The sequence below is a fragment of the Mycobacterium sp. FW102-FHT13B02 genome (assembly GCF_058790275.1).
Window position 1 is genome coordinate 59716 of the sequence record NZ_JBYTCM010000004.1, and the last position, 15081, is coordinate 74796.

The window sequence follows — 15081 nt, forward strand, 5'->3', positions numbered from 1 at the left end:
ACCCCAGTGGGCGCGCCCATCGGGCTAACGCGCCGATACCGGGCACACCGTTGACCGACAGTCGCATCGCCTATCGCAATCAGCAAAACACCGCCGCCCTTTCCATGATGACTTTCGGGACCGATATCGGACGATCTGCTCACCGAACTCGTCGACGCATTCCGGACTGCCACTCGGTGACGGCGGCGGTTCTGTCACTGGCGCCTGCATCAGACGCCGGTGACAGAACCGAGTCTTCCGGCTCGCGCGTCTCACAAGGCGTGGCGGCTCCACCGTTATTCGAGCGCTTGGCGGTGACCTGGCTGTCGTTGCCGATACCCTGTGCGGCGAAATCCAAAGTGAGGGTTGCGCCAGCACTACCCGACAGCCGAGCGCAGGCTATCCGGACGTGAGCTCTCCCTTGACATCGGTCGACTTTGTGGCAGTCCCGTCGCTTCGGTGGTCGAAATTGTCGCGGCACTCGCCAAGAACATCGACGGTCACGTGCGCAACCGGTGGGTCATTGGGCAGCGGTGGCGGTATGACCCATACCTGCACATCGACGCCATCGCGCTTGAATGTGGCGGCGTGCGAATGGAAATCAGGGTCCGTGCGCCAGCCACGTTCGCGCAATCGACTTAGGACTGATTCGGACGTCACTTCACGGGACCGGTCAGCCCCGGGCATCCACAACCCCATACTGACGTGACCGCGGAATGGTGATTTGCCGTAGTCGTTGCAGGAATCGTAAATGAACGTCGCGTTGGCCACCTCGGCATCCAGATCGGTGACCACCTGGCGGGAGACGTCAATGACCTGGCGGCGCGCTTCTTGTGGCGAAATGGGATTGGCCACGAGATCAGAGCACCCAGTCATAGGCAGCAGCGTCAGTAGCGCCGCGGCAACTCGTACGCGTGTCAATCGCCGTTTCTCCCTGTCGGTTTGGAATCATCGCTAGCCATCTTTCTCCTAATGGCGATGGTCGTTGTGGGGAACGTGTATCAGCTCCGGATCGACCACCGGTGGGATGGGCAGCCCTGGAATCGGCGGGGCGTACGTCTTGTGGCGGTGCCCAGCTGTCATACCGTCATGCTCGAGCGCGTCACCGTGCCCGGAGACAATGTCGGCGACGCTGAACAACGACTCCGAACCAGGCGTGAAGTACTCGCTGTGGTCATGGACCGGATTGATACTCACGCCCGGTACCTCTGCGTGGAATCGGGTGGAGCCGTACCCGTCCATGGCTGGGTCGGCCCCTAACCCGACGCCGGGCACGTTGATATGTTCCCGCCCGAAATTCGTGACGGGATCCGACGAGGCCGCCCCCACATACAGGTGGCCACCGGGCGGCAGATGGAAATCGGCTGCCGACTTCGCGAGATCCGTTCCTGGGCAGCCGACCAGGACGACGTCATCTGCGCGCATGCCGTACCCGGCCGCCGCGTCCGCCACCGTCGTCGACCCATACGAATGGCCGATCACCGTGGTGTGTGAGTGCTCGCCCACGTGCGTGACCCCCAGCGCATTGACGTCCCGAGCAAGGATCTGTGCACCGTCACGGGCCATGAACGGCTCGGCTACCCCTATGCCCTTGAGGTCCAGGCCTGGAGCGTCATACCCCATCCACTGCAATACCGCCGTCGAGCTATTCGGGTCCGCCTTGCTCGCTTCGTTGAACACACTGACGGCGGTGCCGTCTGCCATCGTGCCGCCTGCCACGGAGGTGGTGAAGCCAGACACCATCACCGTGGTGTTCTTGGCGGCATCGGGGTTACCGAGCGCGATCGCGGCCGAACCCTTGCCGCCGAACGCTTCGGGGTCGTACTTCACCAGGAAGGCCTCGGGCGTCTTGCCGTGGGCGTCCTTCGCGCCAGCGTCCTTGTTGAACGCGTCTTGGATTTTGCAGGCATTTTTGTAGCGGTCCATGGTGGGGCCGGTCAGCCCGTAGAGCTCAGGGTGCGCGAGAACCTCGTCCCTGGTCACGCCGCGGGATTCCGCGATCGTGTCAGGCAGATGGAGGTCGCGCTCCCAGACCTTCCGGTTGGCCTTGTTCCGGTCCACGATCGGAATGCCATTGAGATTGCCCAACTTCTCGGGCCACTTATCCCGCAGTTCGGCCTGCTTGTCCGGCGGCAGCGAATCCCACCACTTCTTGACGTCCTCGGGGCTCTTGTCGGTCGGAATTTGCGAGCCGTCGTCGTAAGGCGGCGTGTCCTGCGGTAGGTCGCCGAAGCCGAGCTTGGCCGGCGAGCCGTCCAGGCCGCCAACCGCGGTGCGCAGATTCTGGCTCAGCTGCCGATCGGTGGTGTCGAAGCGGGCCAACAGCGTCTTGACCGTGACGGAGTTGGTCGCCGCGAGTTGAACCACTTTCATCTCATTGACGGTGCTGGCCTTGGCGTATTGGTCCAGTGGGCCGCCCGGACGCACCCCGACCGTGCCGTCAGGGGAGACTTGCCAGCCCTGACCAGTGAGCTGGCTGACCGTATTGACCACGCTGACCCGGTCCGCTGCCAGTTGTGTGCCGCCAGCCTGCAGCACCACCTGCGCACGGCCGAGGGCATCGTGGATCTGTTGCATCCGTGCCATAGTCGGTTGCACCTTGGCGACCGCGGCATCAGAAGCGGTGCCCTGCCAGCTCCCCCGCAGCCCATCGATCGTGGCGCGCTGCGCATCGATCTGGCCGGCCAGCCGCGACGCCTTGCCACCCAGTTCAGCTGCCGACTCAGTCAACGACTCCGGCCGCGACGCCTCCACCTGCGGCACCGTCACCGTCATCAGCGCCCCCGGGCCTCAGCAGCAGCCGAGTGAACACGGGCACAGACGATCATCGGATAAGCCGGTCCAAGCGCTCACCAATTTCCTTATCGGCTCGCTGATACTTGTCAGCGGCCGTCGACAACTTGCCGGCATGTGACGCCAACTCCTCGTGCGCCGCCGTAGCCGCGGCATTGAACAACTCGCCGACTAGTCGGCACCCGGACTCACTATGGAGCCCAGAGACTCCCTGCCCAGCGCTGCTCATCGACTCATGTACCGCCATCGTCGATATGAACGTCGCTACCTCTGTCTGCGCCTGGGCAGCGTCACGCAGTGCCTTCGGATCCACCCGTAACACCCCCGCCATACACCCAATCGTAAGTCCACCCGCGTCCCCATCAATGCACCTATTTGGGTCTTCCTCGGGTTGCGCGTGGCCGAGCGAGGTCGTTCGCGTATCGCCTGCGCGCACAGCACGACCTGCCCACCAATCCGCCGGCCCGACAAGTGGGCGCTGAGGTCAATCCAGTCCCGGGAAACGGGAAATCGGTTGTCATACTTGGCAATTGGTGCTCGCTGGCGCGCTCAAGCGGCGGGGCTCCGCCACATTTGTCGAGTAGCAGGACAGAGGGGCGGCGATGACCTCGAACTCACCTGTGATGCTGCGCAACGCGTAGGGAATCGATGATCAAGTTGATTCTCGCGATGGCGGAAGTGACAGCCAACCTCGTGACCCGGCGGTCACACGACCCAGCCAAAGTCCGTGCCGAATCCATCGACATCAAGATGCGCCGGCTTGCCGGGGACCTCGGGTACGAGCCGGCGCGAACTCCACCCAGAAGCTAACCAACTCGAGCGTCTGTGGGCAGGGGAAAAGCGGTGGACATTTCGGGCAAATCTTCCGGACATCGCACGAAACGCCACTGAGCTGCTAAGAGACGCCACCCACAAAACCGCTCGGCCGTCTCATTAAGCGAATAGATCTTTGTGCGCCCTCGATATGGCGTTGGTTTTTGTCGAAACAACACCCAGTCTCAGGACACAAGCCTGGAGAGCACAACCGCCCCGCCCCGCTTGCCGACTCGGTCCGGGAGGTATTTCAAGTTGACCCGCTGCCCGACCTCGAGGACGCCTTCGACGGACTGCGTGGTCCGGCGCGTCTGGCCGTCCTGGTCGGTGAAACGGACGGTGACCACGGTCCCGACGGTGTAGCCGGCGCCCTCGTCGTGGTGCGTTCGCCACTCTGCCGCCTTTTCGACAACACCAACGGCTAAGTGCCCTGAAGTCATGACCCGGTTCTGCAGCCGGGCGAGGCGGACAAGAGGGAATGCGATAAGGACGATCAACGCGACGACGGCCACCCAGGCCGCAACGGAGAAGTAGTCAGGCCAGAACGAGTTCACCGCAACCAGCGCGCCGACGAAGACAACGACCACGCCAAGAACTACCGGCCAGCCGACATCGATAGAGGTATCGGAAACGATCGCCTTGTTCTCGGCCATCTGCGGCCCTCCTGATCCTCATTAGAGCTCGGGTAGACGGCCTGCAAGGTGTCCGGTGCGGGGGCCGGATGCCGCGGACCGTGCATCTGAGTTTGGCGTCACCACCATCGATGGCGGTGAACCACGGCATCAGCGAACAACGCCACTCCAGCGACCAGAAATAAGAGGCGCACCCCGATCGGACCATATCGAGTGAGACTTCGTATCAGCCAGCGCTGCGCCTGATCGGCCCGTTTACTTCGGCTGGTAGACAGGCCGAGGAGCACCATGCACGGCAACATGGTCAGGACCGAGTACACGATTACGATCACTGGCCAGGTGGGCGGCCGGGGATGCAGCGCAGCGATCATCGCCAGGCCAGCCAAGTAGGGAACAGCAGTCGGAGCCTGGCCGAGACCGATTGCGGCGCCGAGGAATCCGAGCAGCCACGGTCGCTGGCGCATCGCAGCCAGGGCCCAGCCTGGCGCGGTGGTTTGGGCGACCAGTGGGAAGAATGCCAGCACGATCAGCACCAGTCCCAGCACGATCTCGCCCCAGTACCTCACCGACGGCGTCAGATCGAAGTTGGTCAGGTCGGTGAGCAATCCCAAGCCGAGCACGGCGCACACGCCGAAAGTGGTCGTTACCGCGAGGACTCCGGAGATGAAGCTCACGCCACCCGGTAGCGCAGACTGGCGATTCAATCGGCTGCCATAGATCACCGCCGAGACGACGCCGATGTTCAGGACATTCAGGGAGTCGAGGAACGCCAAACCCGCCAATGTCAGCAACAGTGCCGTCATCGTCGCGTTCCCCCGACACCCTTGGAGCATCGGCAAGGGTGCACCGAAACGCTCGTAATGAACGTCCCATTCACCATACGGCGCCCGACCGAAAAGTAAGCAAACGATAAGAACGTGTCGATGACGGTGGATTATCCGGTCGCAATTACCGACCCGAACGCCGCCTCGTCGATCACTACCACCAGACGGTGAACACACTCGTCCTACGCCGGCACGAGGGCTCGCACCTGACGTTCCTCGCCTGGCCGACGGCATCGAGCTGTGGGAATGTGAAGGACCCGATCGGAGGTCCACAGTGAAATGGGCAGCAAGATCATTGCACGCGGCGCTGGTGGGCGCGGTGCTCGCCGCGTCGGCGTGCAGCCTGGACGGCGCGCGCGGCAACTATGGCACCGGCCCGGACGCGATCATCACCGTCAACGGCGGTGAGCCGCAGAACGGGTTGGTGCCCACCAACACCAACGAGAACATGGGCGGTCGCGTCGTCGATTCGTTGTTCACGGGGCTCTACAGCTACACCGCCGACGGCATGCCGGTGTTGGCCAACGCGGAGTCCGTGGACACCACCGACAACCAGCACTACACGGTGCACCTTCGACGGGACTGGACCTTCACCGACGGCACCCCGGTGCGGGCCGAAAACTACGTCCGCGCTTGGAATTTCGGTGCGGCCACCGTCAACGGGCAGCTGCAGCAGAGCTTCTTCTCGCCGATCGAGGGATACGACGCCGTCGCCGCCGAGGGTTCCCCGCTGACCGAGATGTCGGGCCTGAAGGTGGTGGACGACTACACCTTCACGGTGCGCCTCATCAGCCCCAACATCGACTTCAAGCTGGGGCTCGGGTTTACGCCATTCAAGCCATTGCCCGATGTGTTCTTCACCGAGGGCGCGGCCAAGTTCGGCGAGCATCCCGTCGGGAACGGCCCGTACATGCTGAAGGGCCCGGACGCCTGGCTGCACAACGTCAAGCTCGACGTGGTGCGCAACCCGAATTACAAGGGTCCAGACAAGCCGAAGAACGGTGGCCTGAGCTTCATCTTCTACAGCAGCTTCGACACCGCGTACACCGATCTCGAGTCCGGCAACCTCGACGTGCTCGACACGGTGCCGGTGAGTGCGTTGGGCACGTATCAGAAGGTGCTCGGCAGCCGGGCGTTGACCAAACCGACCGCCCAGAACATGCAGCTCGGAATCCCTTATTACCTAACGCATTTCAGCGGCGAGGAGGGTCGCCTACGACGCGCGGCGATTTCGATGGCGATCAATCGGCCCGAGATCATCAAGGCGATCTTCCGCGGCGCCCGCGGCGCGGCGCTGGACTTCACCGCCCGGTCGCTACCGGGCTGGGACCCGAATATCCCGGGCAATGATGTGCTGAAGTTCGACCCTGCCAAAGCCAAGCGGCTGTGGGCGCAGGCCAACGCGATCGCGCCGTGGTCAGGATCCTTCGAGGTCGCGTACAACTCCGATGGCGATCACCAGGCGTGGATCGACGCGTTGTCGAACCAGTTGAAGAACACGCTCGGCATCGACGCGCACGGTGCTCCGGAGCCGACCTTCAAACAGGTCCGCGACGCGATCACCAAGCGGACCATTCGGACTGCGTTCCGCAGCGGGTGGCAGGGCGACTACCCGTCGATGATCGAGTTCCTGCAGCCCCAGTTCGTGACCGGCGCGGGCTCCAACGATCCCGTCTACAGTTCACCGGCGTTCGACGCGAAGCTGATCGAGGCCGAACGGGCGCTCGACCCTAACCAGTCGTACGCGCTGGTCAATCAGGCCCAGGCCATCCTCATGCACGATCTCCCGGTGATCCCGCTCTGGGACTACACCGCCGCCGGCGGCGTCGGGCCGGGTGTGACGGCCCAGCTGACCTGGAACGGTCTGGCTGATTTCACCCAGATCACCAAGGGCGACGTCGCCGAGAACACCAAGGGATAACCGATGCTGAGATACGGATTGAGTCGGCTCGGGCAGCTGGTGATCGTGTTCTTCGGCGCCACTTTCCTGATCTATGCGCTCGTGTTCCTGCTGCCCGCCGACCCGATCTCCGCGCTGGGCGGCGGCAAGCCCATGTCGCCCGCGCTGATCGCGACGCTGCGCGCGCAGTACCACTTGGACCAGCCGTTCTACCTGCAGTACTGGCACTACATCAGCGGAGTGTTCCGGTTGGACTTCGGCACCTCCTTCTCGGGCCAGCCGGTGTTCGACGTGATGAAGCGCGCCTTCCCCGTCACGGTCGACCTCGCGCTCATCGCGATTGCCGTCGAGGCGGTGTTCGGTGTGACGTTCGGCGTGCTCGCGGGTCTGAGCAAGGGAAGGTGGTTCGACACCACGATCCTGATCGTGACGCTCCTCATCGTCGCCGTCCCGATTTTCGTGATCGGCTTTGCGGCTCAGTACCTGTTCGGTGTGCGCTGGCAGATCGTCCCCGTCACCGTCGGCGGCCACCTCGACCTCTACCACCTGCTGCTGCCCGGATTCGTGCTCGGTGCGGTGTCGTTCGCATATGTTGTCCGGCTGACGCGCTCGTCGGTCGCGGAGAACCTCTCGGCGGACTACGTGCGGACCGCCACGGCGAAGGGGCTGTCCCGCCCGCGGGTGATCGTGGTGCACGTGCTTCGCAACTCGCTGATCCCGGTGGTGACGTTTCTCGGCGCCGACCTCGGTGTGCTGATGGGCGGCGCGATCGTCACGGAGGGAATCTTCAACATTCCCGGTGTGGGCGGAACCATCTATCAGGCGGTGATCCGGGGCGAGTCGTCGACCGTCGTGTCCTTTGTGACCGTGCTTGTGCTCATCTACCTGGCGTCCAACGTGGTGGTCGACTTGCTCTACGCCGCCCTCGACCCGAGGATCCACTATGCCTGAGACCCCGACCGAACCCACCGTGTACCCGGGCCAGGAGCGTTTCGTCGCGGGTCCCGACGCGGTCAGCGTCGCCGCGGTCGACGCGGTCGCCGCCGACGTGCATCCCGCCGGCTTCTGGAAGTCGGCCTGGCTGGAGCTGCGCACCAAGCCGGAGTTCATCGTGTCGATGGTGCTGCTGGCCATGATCGTGGTCGTCGTGCTCTTCCCGGGACTGTTCACCAGTCAGGACCCGCATTACGGTTCGCTCGAGCAGTCGCTGCTCCCGCCCAGCTCCGAGCACTGGTTCGGGACCGACCGGCAGGGCTACGACATCTACACCCGAACGATCTACGGCGCCCGTGCCTCGGTGGCGGTGGGCGTGCTGACCACGATGGTCGTGGTCCTGATCGGTGGCCTGCTCGGGTGCGTAGCCGGGTTCTTCGGTGGCTGGATCGACTCGGTGATCGCGCGGCTGTCGGACATCTTCTTCGGCATCCCGCTGATCCTGGCGGCCGTGGTCACGATGCAGATGATCAGCTCCCGCACCGTGTTCACCGTGGTGATCGTGCTCGCGATCTTCAGCTGGCCGCAGATCGCGCGCATCGCCCGATCGGCCGCGATCGCGGTCCGAGGCGAGGAGTTCATCACGGCGGCGCGCTCGCTGGGAGCGTCGCGGGTTCGTACCCTGTTCACCCACGTCATACCGAACGCGCTGGGCCCGGTGATCGTGGTCGGCACCATCTCGCTGGGCATTTTCATCGTCACCGAAGCGACCCTGTCGTATCTCGGCATCGGATTGCCCTCCACGGCTGTGTCGTGGGGCATCGACATCGCGGCCGGGCAGCAACTGCTCCGCGAGGGCACGCCGATCCTGTTCTACCCCGCGGCGGCGCTGGCGATCACCGTACTCACTTTCATGATGCTCGGTGACGTGCTGCGCGACGCGCTGGACCCGAAGGCGAGGACGCGCTGATGACCCAGACGGTGAAGGACGGATCCGCGCCGCTGCTCGACATCCGCGACCTGCGGGTCGAGTTCCGGGTGCAGGACAAGCCGGTGCCCGCGGTGCGCGACGCGAGCCTCACGGTTTACCCGGGGCAAACGGTGGCCATCGTCGGAGAGTCCGGGTCGGGCAAATCCACCACGGCCGCCGCGGTGCTCGGCCTGTTGCCGGGGACCGGCAAGGTGACCGGTGGTCAGATCCTGTTCGACGGCCAGGACTTGGCCGCCGCGTCCCGCCGCGACTTCGAGAAGATCCGGGGCAGTGGCATCGGTCTGGTGCCGCAGGACCCCAACACCAATCTCAACCCGGTGTGGCGCGTCGGCTTCCAGATCCGCGAAACCCTGCAGGCGAACGGCGCGGCGAAGCGGGGCGACGCGCGTAAACGCGCCATCGCGTTGCTCGGCGAGGCAGGCATGCGCGACCCCGACAAGCGAATCAATCAGTTCCCGCACGAGTACTCGGGCGGCATGCGCCAGCGGGCGCTGATCGCGATCGGACTCGCGTGCCGGCCGAAGCTGCTGATCGCCGACGAGCCGACCTCGGCCCTGGACGTGACCGTGCAGCGGCAGATCCTGGACCATCTCGAGGATTTGACCACCGAGCTCGGCACGGCGGTCCTACTCATCACGCACGACCTCGGCTTGGCCGCCGAACGCGCCAGCCACCTGGTCGTCATGTACAAGGGGCGGGTGGTCGAGTCGGGGCCCGCCCTGCAGATCCTGCAGGACCCGCACCACGAGTACACCAAGCGGCTGGTGCGCGCGGCGCCCTCGTTGGCCTCCCGGCGTGCCCACGGCAAGACCCTCACCGACGTGGACCACGGCGGGCTCGTCGGCGACCAGGCGTTGCAGCTCAAGGTCACCGGCACCATCGCCGAACCCACCCAGTACACGTCGTCCGGCCCCCAGGACGTCGTGGTCGCGGCGAACCTGGTCAAGGACTTCCCGATCCGCGGTGCCGTCCCTTTCAGCGGCGGTTCGACCTTTCGTGCCGTGAACGACGTCAGTTTCACCCTGCGGCGGGGGACGACCACCGCAGTGGTCGGCGAGTCCGGCTCGGGAAAGTCGACGGTGGCCCGCATGGTGCTGGGACTGTTGGAGGCGACCTCGGGCACGGTGCACTTCGACGGGAAGGACGTCACGGCGCTGCGCGGCGGCGACGCGAAGGAGTTCCGCCGCCGGGTACAGCCGGTGTTCCAGAACCCCTATGGGTCGCTGGATCCGATGTACTCCATCTACCGGGCGATCGCCGAGCCGCTGAACATCCACGGCATTGGGGACAAGTCCTCCCGCACCGCCCGCGTGAAGGAGCTGCTGGACCTGGTCGCGCTGCCACAGTCGGTCATGCAGCGCTTCCCCAACGAGCTGTCCGGCGGTCAACGGCAGCGCGTCGCGATCGCCCGCGCGATCGCCCTCAACCCCGAGGTGGTGGTGTGCGACGAAGCGGTGTCGGCGCTGGATGTCCTGGTGCAGGCGCAGATCCTCACATTGCTCAGCCAGCTGCAGAAGGAGCTCGGCCTGAGTTACCTGTTCATCACCCACGACCTGGCGGTGGTGAAGGAGATCGCGCACAACGTGATCGTGATGTCCCGCGGCGAGGTGGTGGATTCCGGGCCTACCGAGCAGGTGTACGAGAACCCGGCGTCTGACTACACCCGGATGTTGATCGATGCGATTCCGGGCGGAACGATCGAGCTCGCGGGCTGATCCACCCGATTCCCGGACAGGAGCCAACGGGGCCCTCATGGGCGGCACCGGTGGATAGGATCGCACTATGAAAGGTTCGGTCACGGTGCACATGAACGCCCGGCCCGATCAGGTCTGGAACCTGATTGCCGACATTCGCAACACCCCGAAGTACTCGCCGGAGGTCTTCGAATCTGAATGGCTGGACGGCGCGACCGGACCCGCGCTCGGCGCGCGGTTCCGCGGCCACGTCAAGCGCAACGAGATCGGGCCGATCTATTGGACGACGTGCCGGGTCACCGCCTGCGAGCCCGGTCGTGAGTTCGGCTTCGCGGTGCTCGCCGGCGACAAGGCGATAAACAACTGGCACTACGCCCTCACGCCCGCCGGCGACGGCACGGATGTCACCGAGTCGTTCAGGATGACGCCCGGCTTGCTGGACACCGTGTTCGGCATCTTTGGTGGCCAGTTGCGCACCCGGCGCAACATCCGGGACATGAGAACCACGCTCAACCGGATCAAGGCCGAGGTCGAGACCGCCTGATATTGGGGCGTTCGCGGTTTTTGCCGTCAGAGCCCGGCCTTCGCGGCCTCGTATTCGCCGCTTACGCCAACCAGGGGCTCGCTATTGACGATGTGTAGGTGGATCACTCAACAAAGAGCTGCGAATCCGAATTGGACTCGCGGCTTTGGATTGCCCGGAGGCCCTCTGAGTGCTGTGCGGATAAGGCAGCCCGAATTCATCCACAGCACTCATAGTCGTGGTGTGGATCCAAGATGTGGCCCGACGATATTTGAGGCGCGTTGGTGCGATGTCGAGGGCTTGACGGAGCGGGTACAGCTCTGCGTTGTGAGTATGGTTGCCGGGGGCGCCCGCAACAGGAAGGGGGACTGATGCTCACTCGATTACGACTGAAGAATTTCAAGGCGTGGGAAGACACCGGCGATGTGGAACTCGCACCGCTAACCATCCTGTTCGGCGCCAACTCGTCAGGCAAGTCGAGCCTGCACCAATTCCTCTTGATGCTTCAGCAGACGATCGAATCGCCGGACCGCCGGCGCGTCCTACACACAGGTGATGACCGGACTCCCGTTGACCTCGGTAGCTATTCGAGTCTGCTACGTAATTCAAATGTCAAGTCGCCCCTTGAGTTCGAACTCGACTGGCGCCGATCAACCCCGCTACAGGTCGACTATGCGCGCGACAAGACCCGATTTAGCGGGCATGACATGGGATTCAAAGCCGCGATTAGTGCCACGGGCGATGCCCCACCGCGGCTGAGAGTCGACAACTACTGGTATCGACTCAATGCCGATGCGTCGAACAGCTTGCAGTTGGGCAGTGAGCGCGGTGATGACGGCCGGTATGTCGTCCGTGCAGAAGGCATCGAGCTGGTGCGCACGATGGGCCGCAAATGGCCGGTGTCGCCGCCCTCTCAGTTCCACGCCTTCCCCGACGACTTGCCTACCCGATACCAATACTTGGATTTTGCGGCAGACCTGACGCTGGCCCTGGAAGAGCAGCTGCGCGCTATCAACTATCTGGGACCACTGCGTGAGAAGCCCAGCCGTTTGTACCGCTGGTCAGGCGAAGAGGTTAGCCATGTCGGCTGGCGTGGTGAGCATTCCATCGAGGCGCTGCTGGCCGGTCGCGCGCGCAAGTTCAACTTCGCTGCGAAGCAGAAAACGAAGCCCCTGCAGGTATTGGTTGCGCAGTGGCTACGCGACCTCGGCGTCATCGACAAGTTTTCCGTCGCACAGATCGGGGAAGGCCGCGACGAGTACGAAGTGCGAGTGACCACGCCGGGCAGCAGACGGGAGGTTCTCCTCACGGATGTCGGATTCGGCGTTTCTCAGGTGTTACCGGTGATCGTGGAGGCGTTCTACTCTGCTGCGGGCTCGACGGTCGTGATGGAGCAGCCAGAGATCCATCTACACCCCACCGTCCAGGCTGGTCTCGCGGATCTGTTCATCGCCGCCATCTCGGCGCGCGAAGACAGCTCGTCACGAAACACCCAGCTGATCATCGAATCTCACTCCGAGCATTTGCTTCGTCGACTTCTGCGGAGGATCGCTGAAGGGAGCGTTGACCCCGCGAAAGTGCGCTGCTACGTCGCTAATCCGGGAAGGGGTGGGTCGACTATTGACGCACTCGATGTCGATGAGTATGGCAACGTTCGTAACTGGCCCGCACACTTCTTCGGCGATCCGGCGGAGGACATTATTGCGCAGTCACGGAGTGCCCGCGCCCGCCGGAACGGAGAACTCCGGTGACGAAGGTTATCGACACCAACGTCCCGCTAGTGGTGAAGATTCCGGATGGCCATCCCAGCGAACTTGTGGATGCGTGCGAAGAACTGCTCGAGCGCATTATCGAATGCGGAGTTCCGGTCGTCACCGACGAGGGCGGCGAAATCTTCGACGAGTACTTACATCAGCTGGATTGGAGCGGGCAGCCGAGCCTAGGCGACGTGTTCGTCCGATACGTATACGAGAACCGATATCGATGGGATGAAACGATGCGCCCCGGCATCGAACCGGGCGAACTGGGCAGCAATATCTACGGAGTACTAGACGGGGACCACGACGAGATCGACCCGTCAGACCGAAAGTTCGTCGCCGCTGCGAAGGTCGCTGGAGTTCCAGTGGTGCAGGCCGTTGATACCAAGTGGCTCGACTGGGGGCCGGTGCTTCGCCGGCACGGGGTAAGCGTCGAGTACGCGCATGAACCCTCGATTCGTGCTGCCTACCGCAAAAAGTTCGACCGCGATGCGCCGTGACGGAGTTCGTCAGATTCCCCTCCACTCCGTACCTGGTCCGCCCACCGGGCGTCGATGTGCGCGACGACAAGGTCCTCACAAGGTCCGAGCGTGACGAGTTCCTGATGCAGCTGCTGCATGTCGAGGAGAAGGTCGACGGTCAGAACCTCGGTATCTCAAATGGCGACGAAGGCCTGCAGTTCCAGGCGCGCGGTAGCTTCGTGCAGCCCGGTGGGCGGCATTTTCGTGGCCTCGCGACATGGGTCGCGCCGCGCAAGCAGCGGCTCGCGCGCGGGCTCAGTGATGACTTGATTATTTTTGGCGAGTGGTGTGCTGTCACACATAGCGTGCACTACGACCGCTTGCCTGATTGGTTCCTCGTGTTCGACGTGTATGAACCTGCGGCCGGGCGGTTCTGGGAACCCGACATGCGTGACGCGCTCGCCGAAGAACTAGGGCTATGCACCGTCCCTTTCCTCGGCGCCGGACACTTCAACCTCGATGATCTGACTGGTCTCATGTGCCGGAGCCGAGTCGGCCATGAGCAGATGGAGGGCATCGTTGTCCGTACGGTGATGACCGACGGTCCACAGCACCGTGCGAAGGTGGTTCGTCCAGAGTTCGTGCAGCAAATCGATCAGCACTGGATGTCCGCTCAACGTTTGATGAACCGGCTGGCGCGCTAGCTCTGCGCGGGCGATTGCACTAATAGTCGAAGGATTCAAACGAATATCAGGCTGGCGCCGAGGTCCAGTCACGCGCGAATCGCGGAGCATAAGCGAATGAAGGTGTCGTAGAGTTACCGCCTCTCTCGTTTGGTGACCCGGCATCTGGGACAACATCGACACCGAGCTCAACAGCCAGTCCGCCGCGGCCGAATGCTGCATCGACCCTCGCGACCGCCGTATAAATCCATGGACAGCACTCACAGTCGTAGGCAGTTATTCGGCGTCGCGTTCCGCTGACAAGGCGCGGTATCCGGATGTCAGGAGTTCGGCCATCCGGTCCTCGAGTTCGGCTGAATCGTCGTCGGCGGCGATGGTGGTCAGGTACATCGCGGCTCCCGCGGCCATGATCACCACGGCGCGCGCGTCCAATTCGGCACGCCGGCGCTCCGCCTCGGTCTCCGCGCCGACGTCGTCGGCGAACAGCTCCACCGCCGGCCCGGTGAATCGGTTCCACAGCGATCTCCCCAGTTGGGGCTCTTCGACCAGGGCCAGGGTCAGGTCCGGTGCGGTCGCTTTCATCTCCGGGCGGTGGAACATTGCGCGACTGCCCCGGACGACGAAATCGATCCAGCCGTAGACGTCCGTGCCGGCAAACGGCGTCAGGTCGGGTGTCAGGCCCATCACCGCGTCGATGACCAACGCGGCCTTCGATGGCCAGCGCCGGGTCAGGCTGGCGCGGGTGACGCCGGAGCGCTGCGCGACCAACCGCATGCTCAATTGGCGAAAACTGCCCTCCGACAACAACTCTCGGGTCGCGGCGAGCACGCGGTCATCGATGCTCACGTCGCGCGGCCGACCGGGCCCTGACTGACTGCTCACACGTTCATCATCCAGCATCGGTAAGGGGGTGTTCGGGCGGCCGCGATCCCGAGTTCCGATGGGTCCGGGCCGCGGCGGGCATTGACGCCAACAAGCAATTAGTGTACCACTGGATCACTAATTAAGGAGGTTGCCGGTGAACGCTGCCATGGATGTACCCCTGTGTCGTCTACCTCGGCATTTGCCGCACACCGCAACCGATGATCATGCGACGTC

General features: G+C 63.8%; 14 protein-coding genes. 8 read left to right on the top strand and 6 right to left on the bottom strand.

Features of this window, described 5'->3' with window-relative positions:
* Positions 1–378 precede the first annotated feature (378 nt).
* From AC3WTE_RS08385 to AC3WTE_RS08405, 5 genes are all read right to left on the bottom strand, one after another.
* A complete protein-coding gene (locus AC3WTE_RS08385; protein ID WP_492436899.1) occupies positions 379–834 on the bottom strand; it encodes a lipoprotein LppJ family protein in 456 nt (151 codons plus the stop codon).
* Between the two features lie 114 nt (positions 835–948).
* Positions 949–2754: an alpha/beta hydrolase gene (locus AC3WTE_RS08390; protein WP_492436900.1), complete on the bottom strand. Its 1806-nt coding sequence runs from the start codon at positions 2752–2754 to the stop codon at positions 949–951.
* Positions 2755–2803: 49 nt separating this feature from the next.
* The gene (locus AC3WTE_RS08395; RefSeq protein WP_492436901.1) at positions 2804–3103 is read right to left on the bottom strand and encodes a type VII secretion target; all 300 of its coding nucleotides are present in this window, start codon (positions 3101–3103) and stop codon (positions 2804–2806) included.
* A gap of 667 nt (positions 3104–3770) precedes the next feature.
* A complete protein-coding gene (locus tag AC3WTE_RS08400; protein WP_492436902.1) occupies positions 3771–4238 on the bottom strand; it encodes a hypothetical protein in 468 nt (155 codons plus the stop codon).
* A 98-nt stretch (positions 4239–4336) separates the two neighbouring features.
* A complete protein-coding gene (locus tag AC3WTE_RS08405) occupies positions 4337–5020 on the bottom strand; it encodes a GAP family protein (RefSeq protein ID WP_492436903.1) in 684 nt (227 codons plus the stop codon).
* 295 nt (positions 5021–5315) lie between these two features.
* On the opposite strand from AC3WTE_RS08405, the gene AC3WTE_RS08410 reads away from it, so the two are divergent.
* From AC3WTE_RS08410 to AC3WTE_RS08445, 8 genes are all read left to right on the top strand, one after another.
* Complete coding sequence (locus AC3WTE_RS08410) at positions 5316–6962, top strand: peptide ABC transporter substrate-binding protein (RefSeq protein WP_492436904.1); 1647 nt, start codon at positions 5316–5318, stop codon at positions 6960–6962.
* Positions 6963–6965: 3 nt separating this feature from the next.
* Positions 6966–7892, top strand: a complete 927-nt coding sequence (locus AC3WTE_RS08415) for an ABC transporter permease (RefSeq protein ID WP_492436905.1) — start codon at positions 6966–6968, stop codon at positions 7890–7892.
* Positions 7885–8844, top strand: a complete 960-nt coding sequence (locus AC3WTE_RS08420) for an ABC transporter permease (protein ID WP_492436906.1) — start codon at positions 7885–7887, stop codon at positions 8842–8844. The genes AC3WTE_RS08415 and AC3WTE_RS08420 overlap by 8 nt, the downstream gene beginning before the upstream one ends.
* On the top strand, positions 8844–10580 hold the full coding sequence (locus AC3WTE_RS08425; protein ID WP_492436907.1) for a dipeptide ABC transporter ATP-binding protein: 1737 nt from the start codon (positions 8844–8846) through the stop codon (positions 10578–10580). Before AC3WTE_RS08420 ends, AC3WTE_RS08425 begins: the two co-directional genes overlap by 1 nt.
* A 67-nt stretch (positions 10581–10647) precedes the next feature.
* Positions 10648–11103, top strand: a complete 456-nt coding sequence (locus AC3WTE_RS08430) for an SRPBCC family protein (protein ID WP_492436908.1) — start codon at positions 10648–10650, stop codon at positions 11101–11103.
* 350 nt (positions 11104–11453) lie between these two features.
* Entirely contained in the window at positions 11454–12833 is a 1380-nt protein-coding gene (locus AC3WTE_RS08435) for an AAA family ATPase (protein WP_492436909.1), read from the top strand.
* Positions 12830–13339 carry a hypothetical protein gene (locus AC3WTE_RS08440; protein WP_492436911.1) on the top strand — a complete coding sequence of 170 codons (510 nt, stop codon included), beginning with the start codon at positions 12830–12832 and terminating at the stop codon, positions 13337–13339. The genes AC3WTE_RS08435 and AC3WTE_RS08440 overlap by 4 nt, the downstream gene beginning before the upstream one ends.
* Positions 13336–14004 (top strand): RNA ligase family protein, encoded by a 669-nt coding sequence (locus AC3WTE_RS08445; RefSeq protein ID WP_492436912.1) that lies wholly within the window; start codon positions 13336–13338, stop codon positions 14002–14004. The genes AC3WTE_RS08440 and AC3WTE_RS08445 overlap by 4 nt, the downstream gene beginning before the upstream one ends.
* A gap of 255 nt (positions 14005–14259) precedes the next feature.
* Here the strand turns inward: AC3WTE_RS08445 and AC3WTE_RS08450 are convergent, their stop codons facing one another.
* Positions 14260–14883, bottom strand: coding sequence for a TetR/AcrR family transcriptional regulator (locus AC3WTE_RS08450; protein ID WP_492436913.1), 624 nt, complete (start codon positions 14881–14883; stop codon positions 14260–14262).
* Positions 14884–15081 lie beyond the last annotated feature (198 nt).

Excerpts from the sequence above, each read along its gene's own strand:
- AC3WTE_RS08430 (WP_492436908.1), top strand. The coding sequence starts at position 10,648 with ATGAAAGGTTCGGTCACGGTGCACATGAACGCCCGGCCCGATCAGGTC.
- AC3WTE_RS08450 (WP_492436913.1), bottom strand. The coding sequence starts at position 14,883 with ATGCTGGATGATGAACGTGTGAGCAGTCAGTCAGGGCCCGGTCGGCCG.
- AC3WTE_RS08435 (WP_492436909.1), top strand. The coding sequence starts at position 11,454 with ATGCTCACTCGATTACGACTGAAGAATTTCAAGGCGTGGGAAGACACC.
- AC3WTE_RS08405 (WP_492436903.1), bottom strand. The coding sequence starts at position 5,020 with ATGACGGCACTGTTGCTGACATTGGCGGGTTTGGCGTTCCTCGACTCC.
- AC3WTE_RS08390 (WP_492436900.1), bottom strand. The coding sequence starts at position 2,754 with ATGACGGTGACGGTGCCGCAGGTGGAGGCGTCGCGGCCGGAGTCGTTG.
- AC3WTE_RS08415 (WP_492436905.1), top strand. The coding sequence starts at position 6,966 with ATGCTGAGATACGGATTGAGTCGGCTCGGGCAGCTGGTGATCGTGTTC.
- AC3WTE_RS08425 (WP_492436907.1), top strand. The coding sequence starts at position 8,844 with ATGACCCAGACGGTGAAGGACGGATCCGCGCCGCTGCTCGACATCCGC.
- AC3WTE_RS08395 (WP_492436901.1), bottom strand. The coding sequence starts at position 3,103 with ATGGCGGGGGTGTTACGGGTGGATCCGAAGGCACTGCGTGACGCTGCC.
- AC3WTE_RS08420 (WP_492436906.1), top strand. The coding sequence starts at position 7,885 with ATGCCTGAGACCCCGACCGAACCCACCGTGTACCCGGGCCAGGAGCGT.
- AC3WTE_RS08400 (WP_492436902.1), bottom strand. The coding sequence starts at position 4,238 with ATGGCCGAGAACAAGGCGATCGTTTCCGATACCTCTATCGATGTCGGC.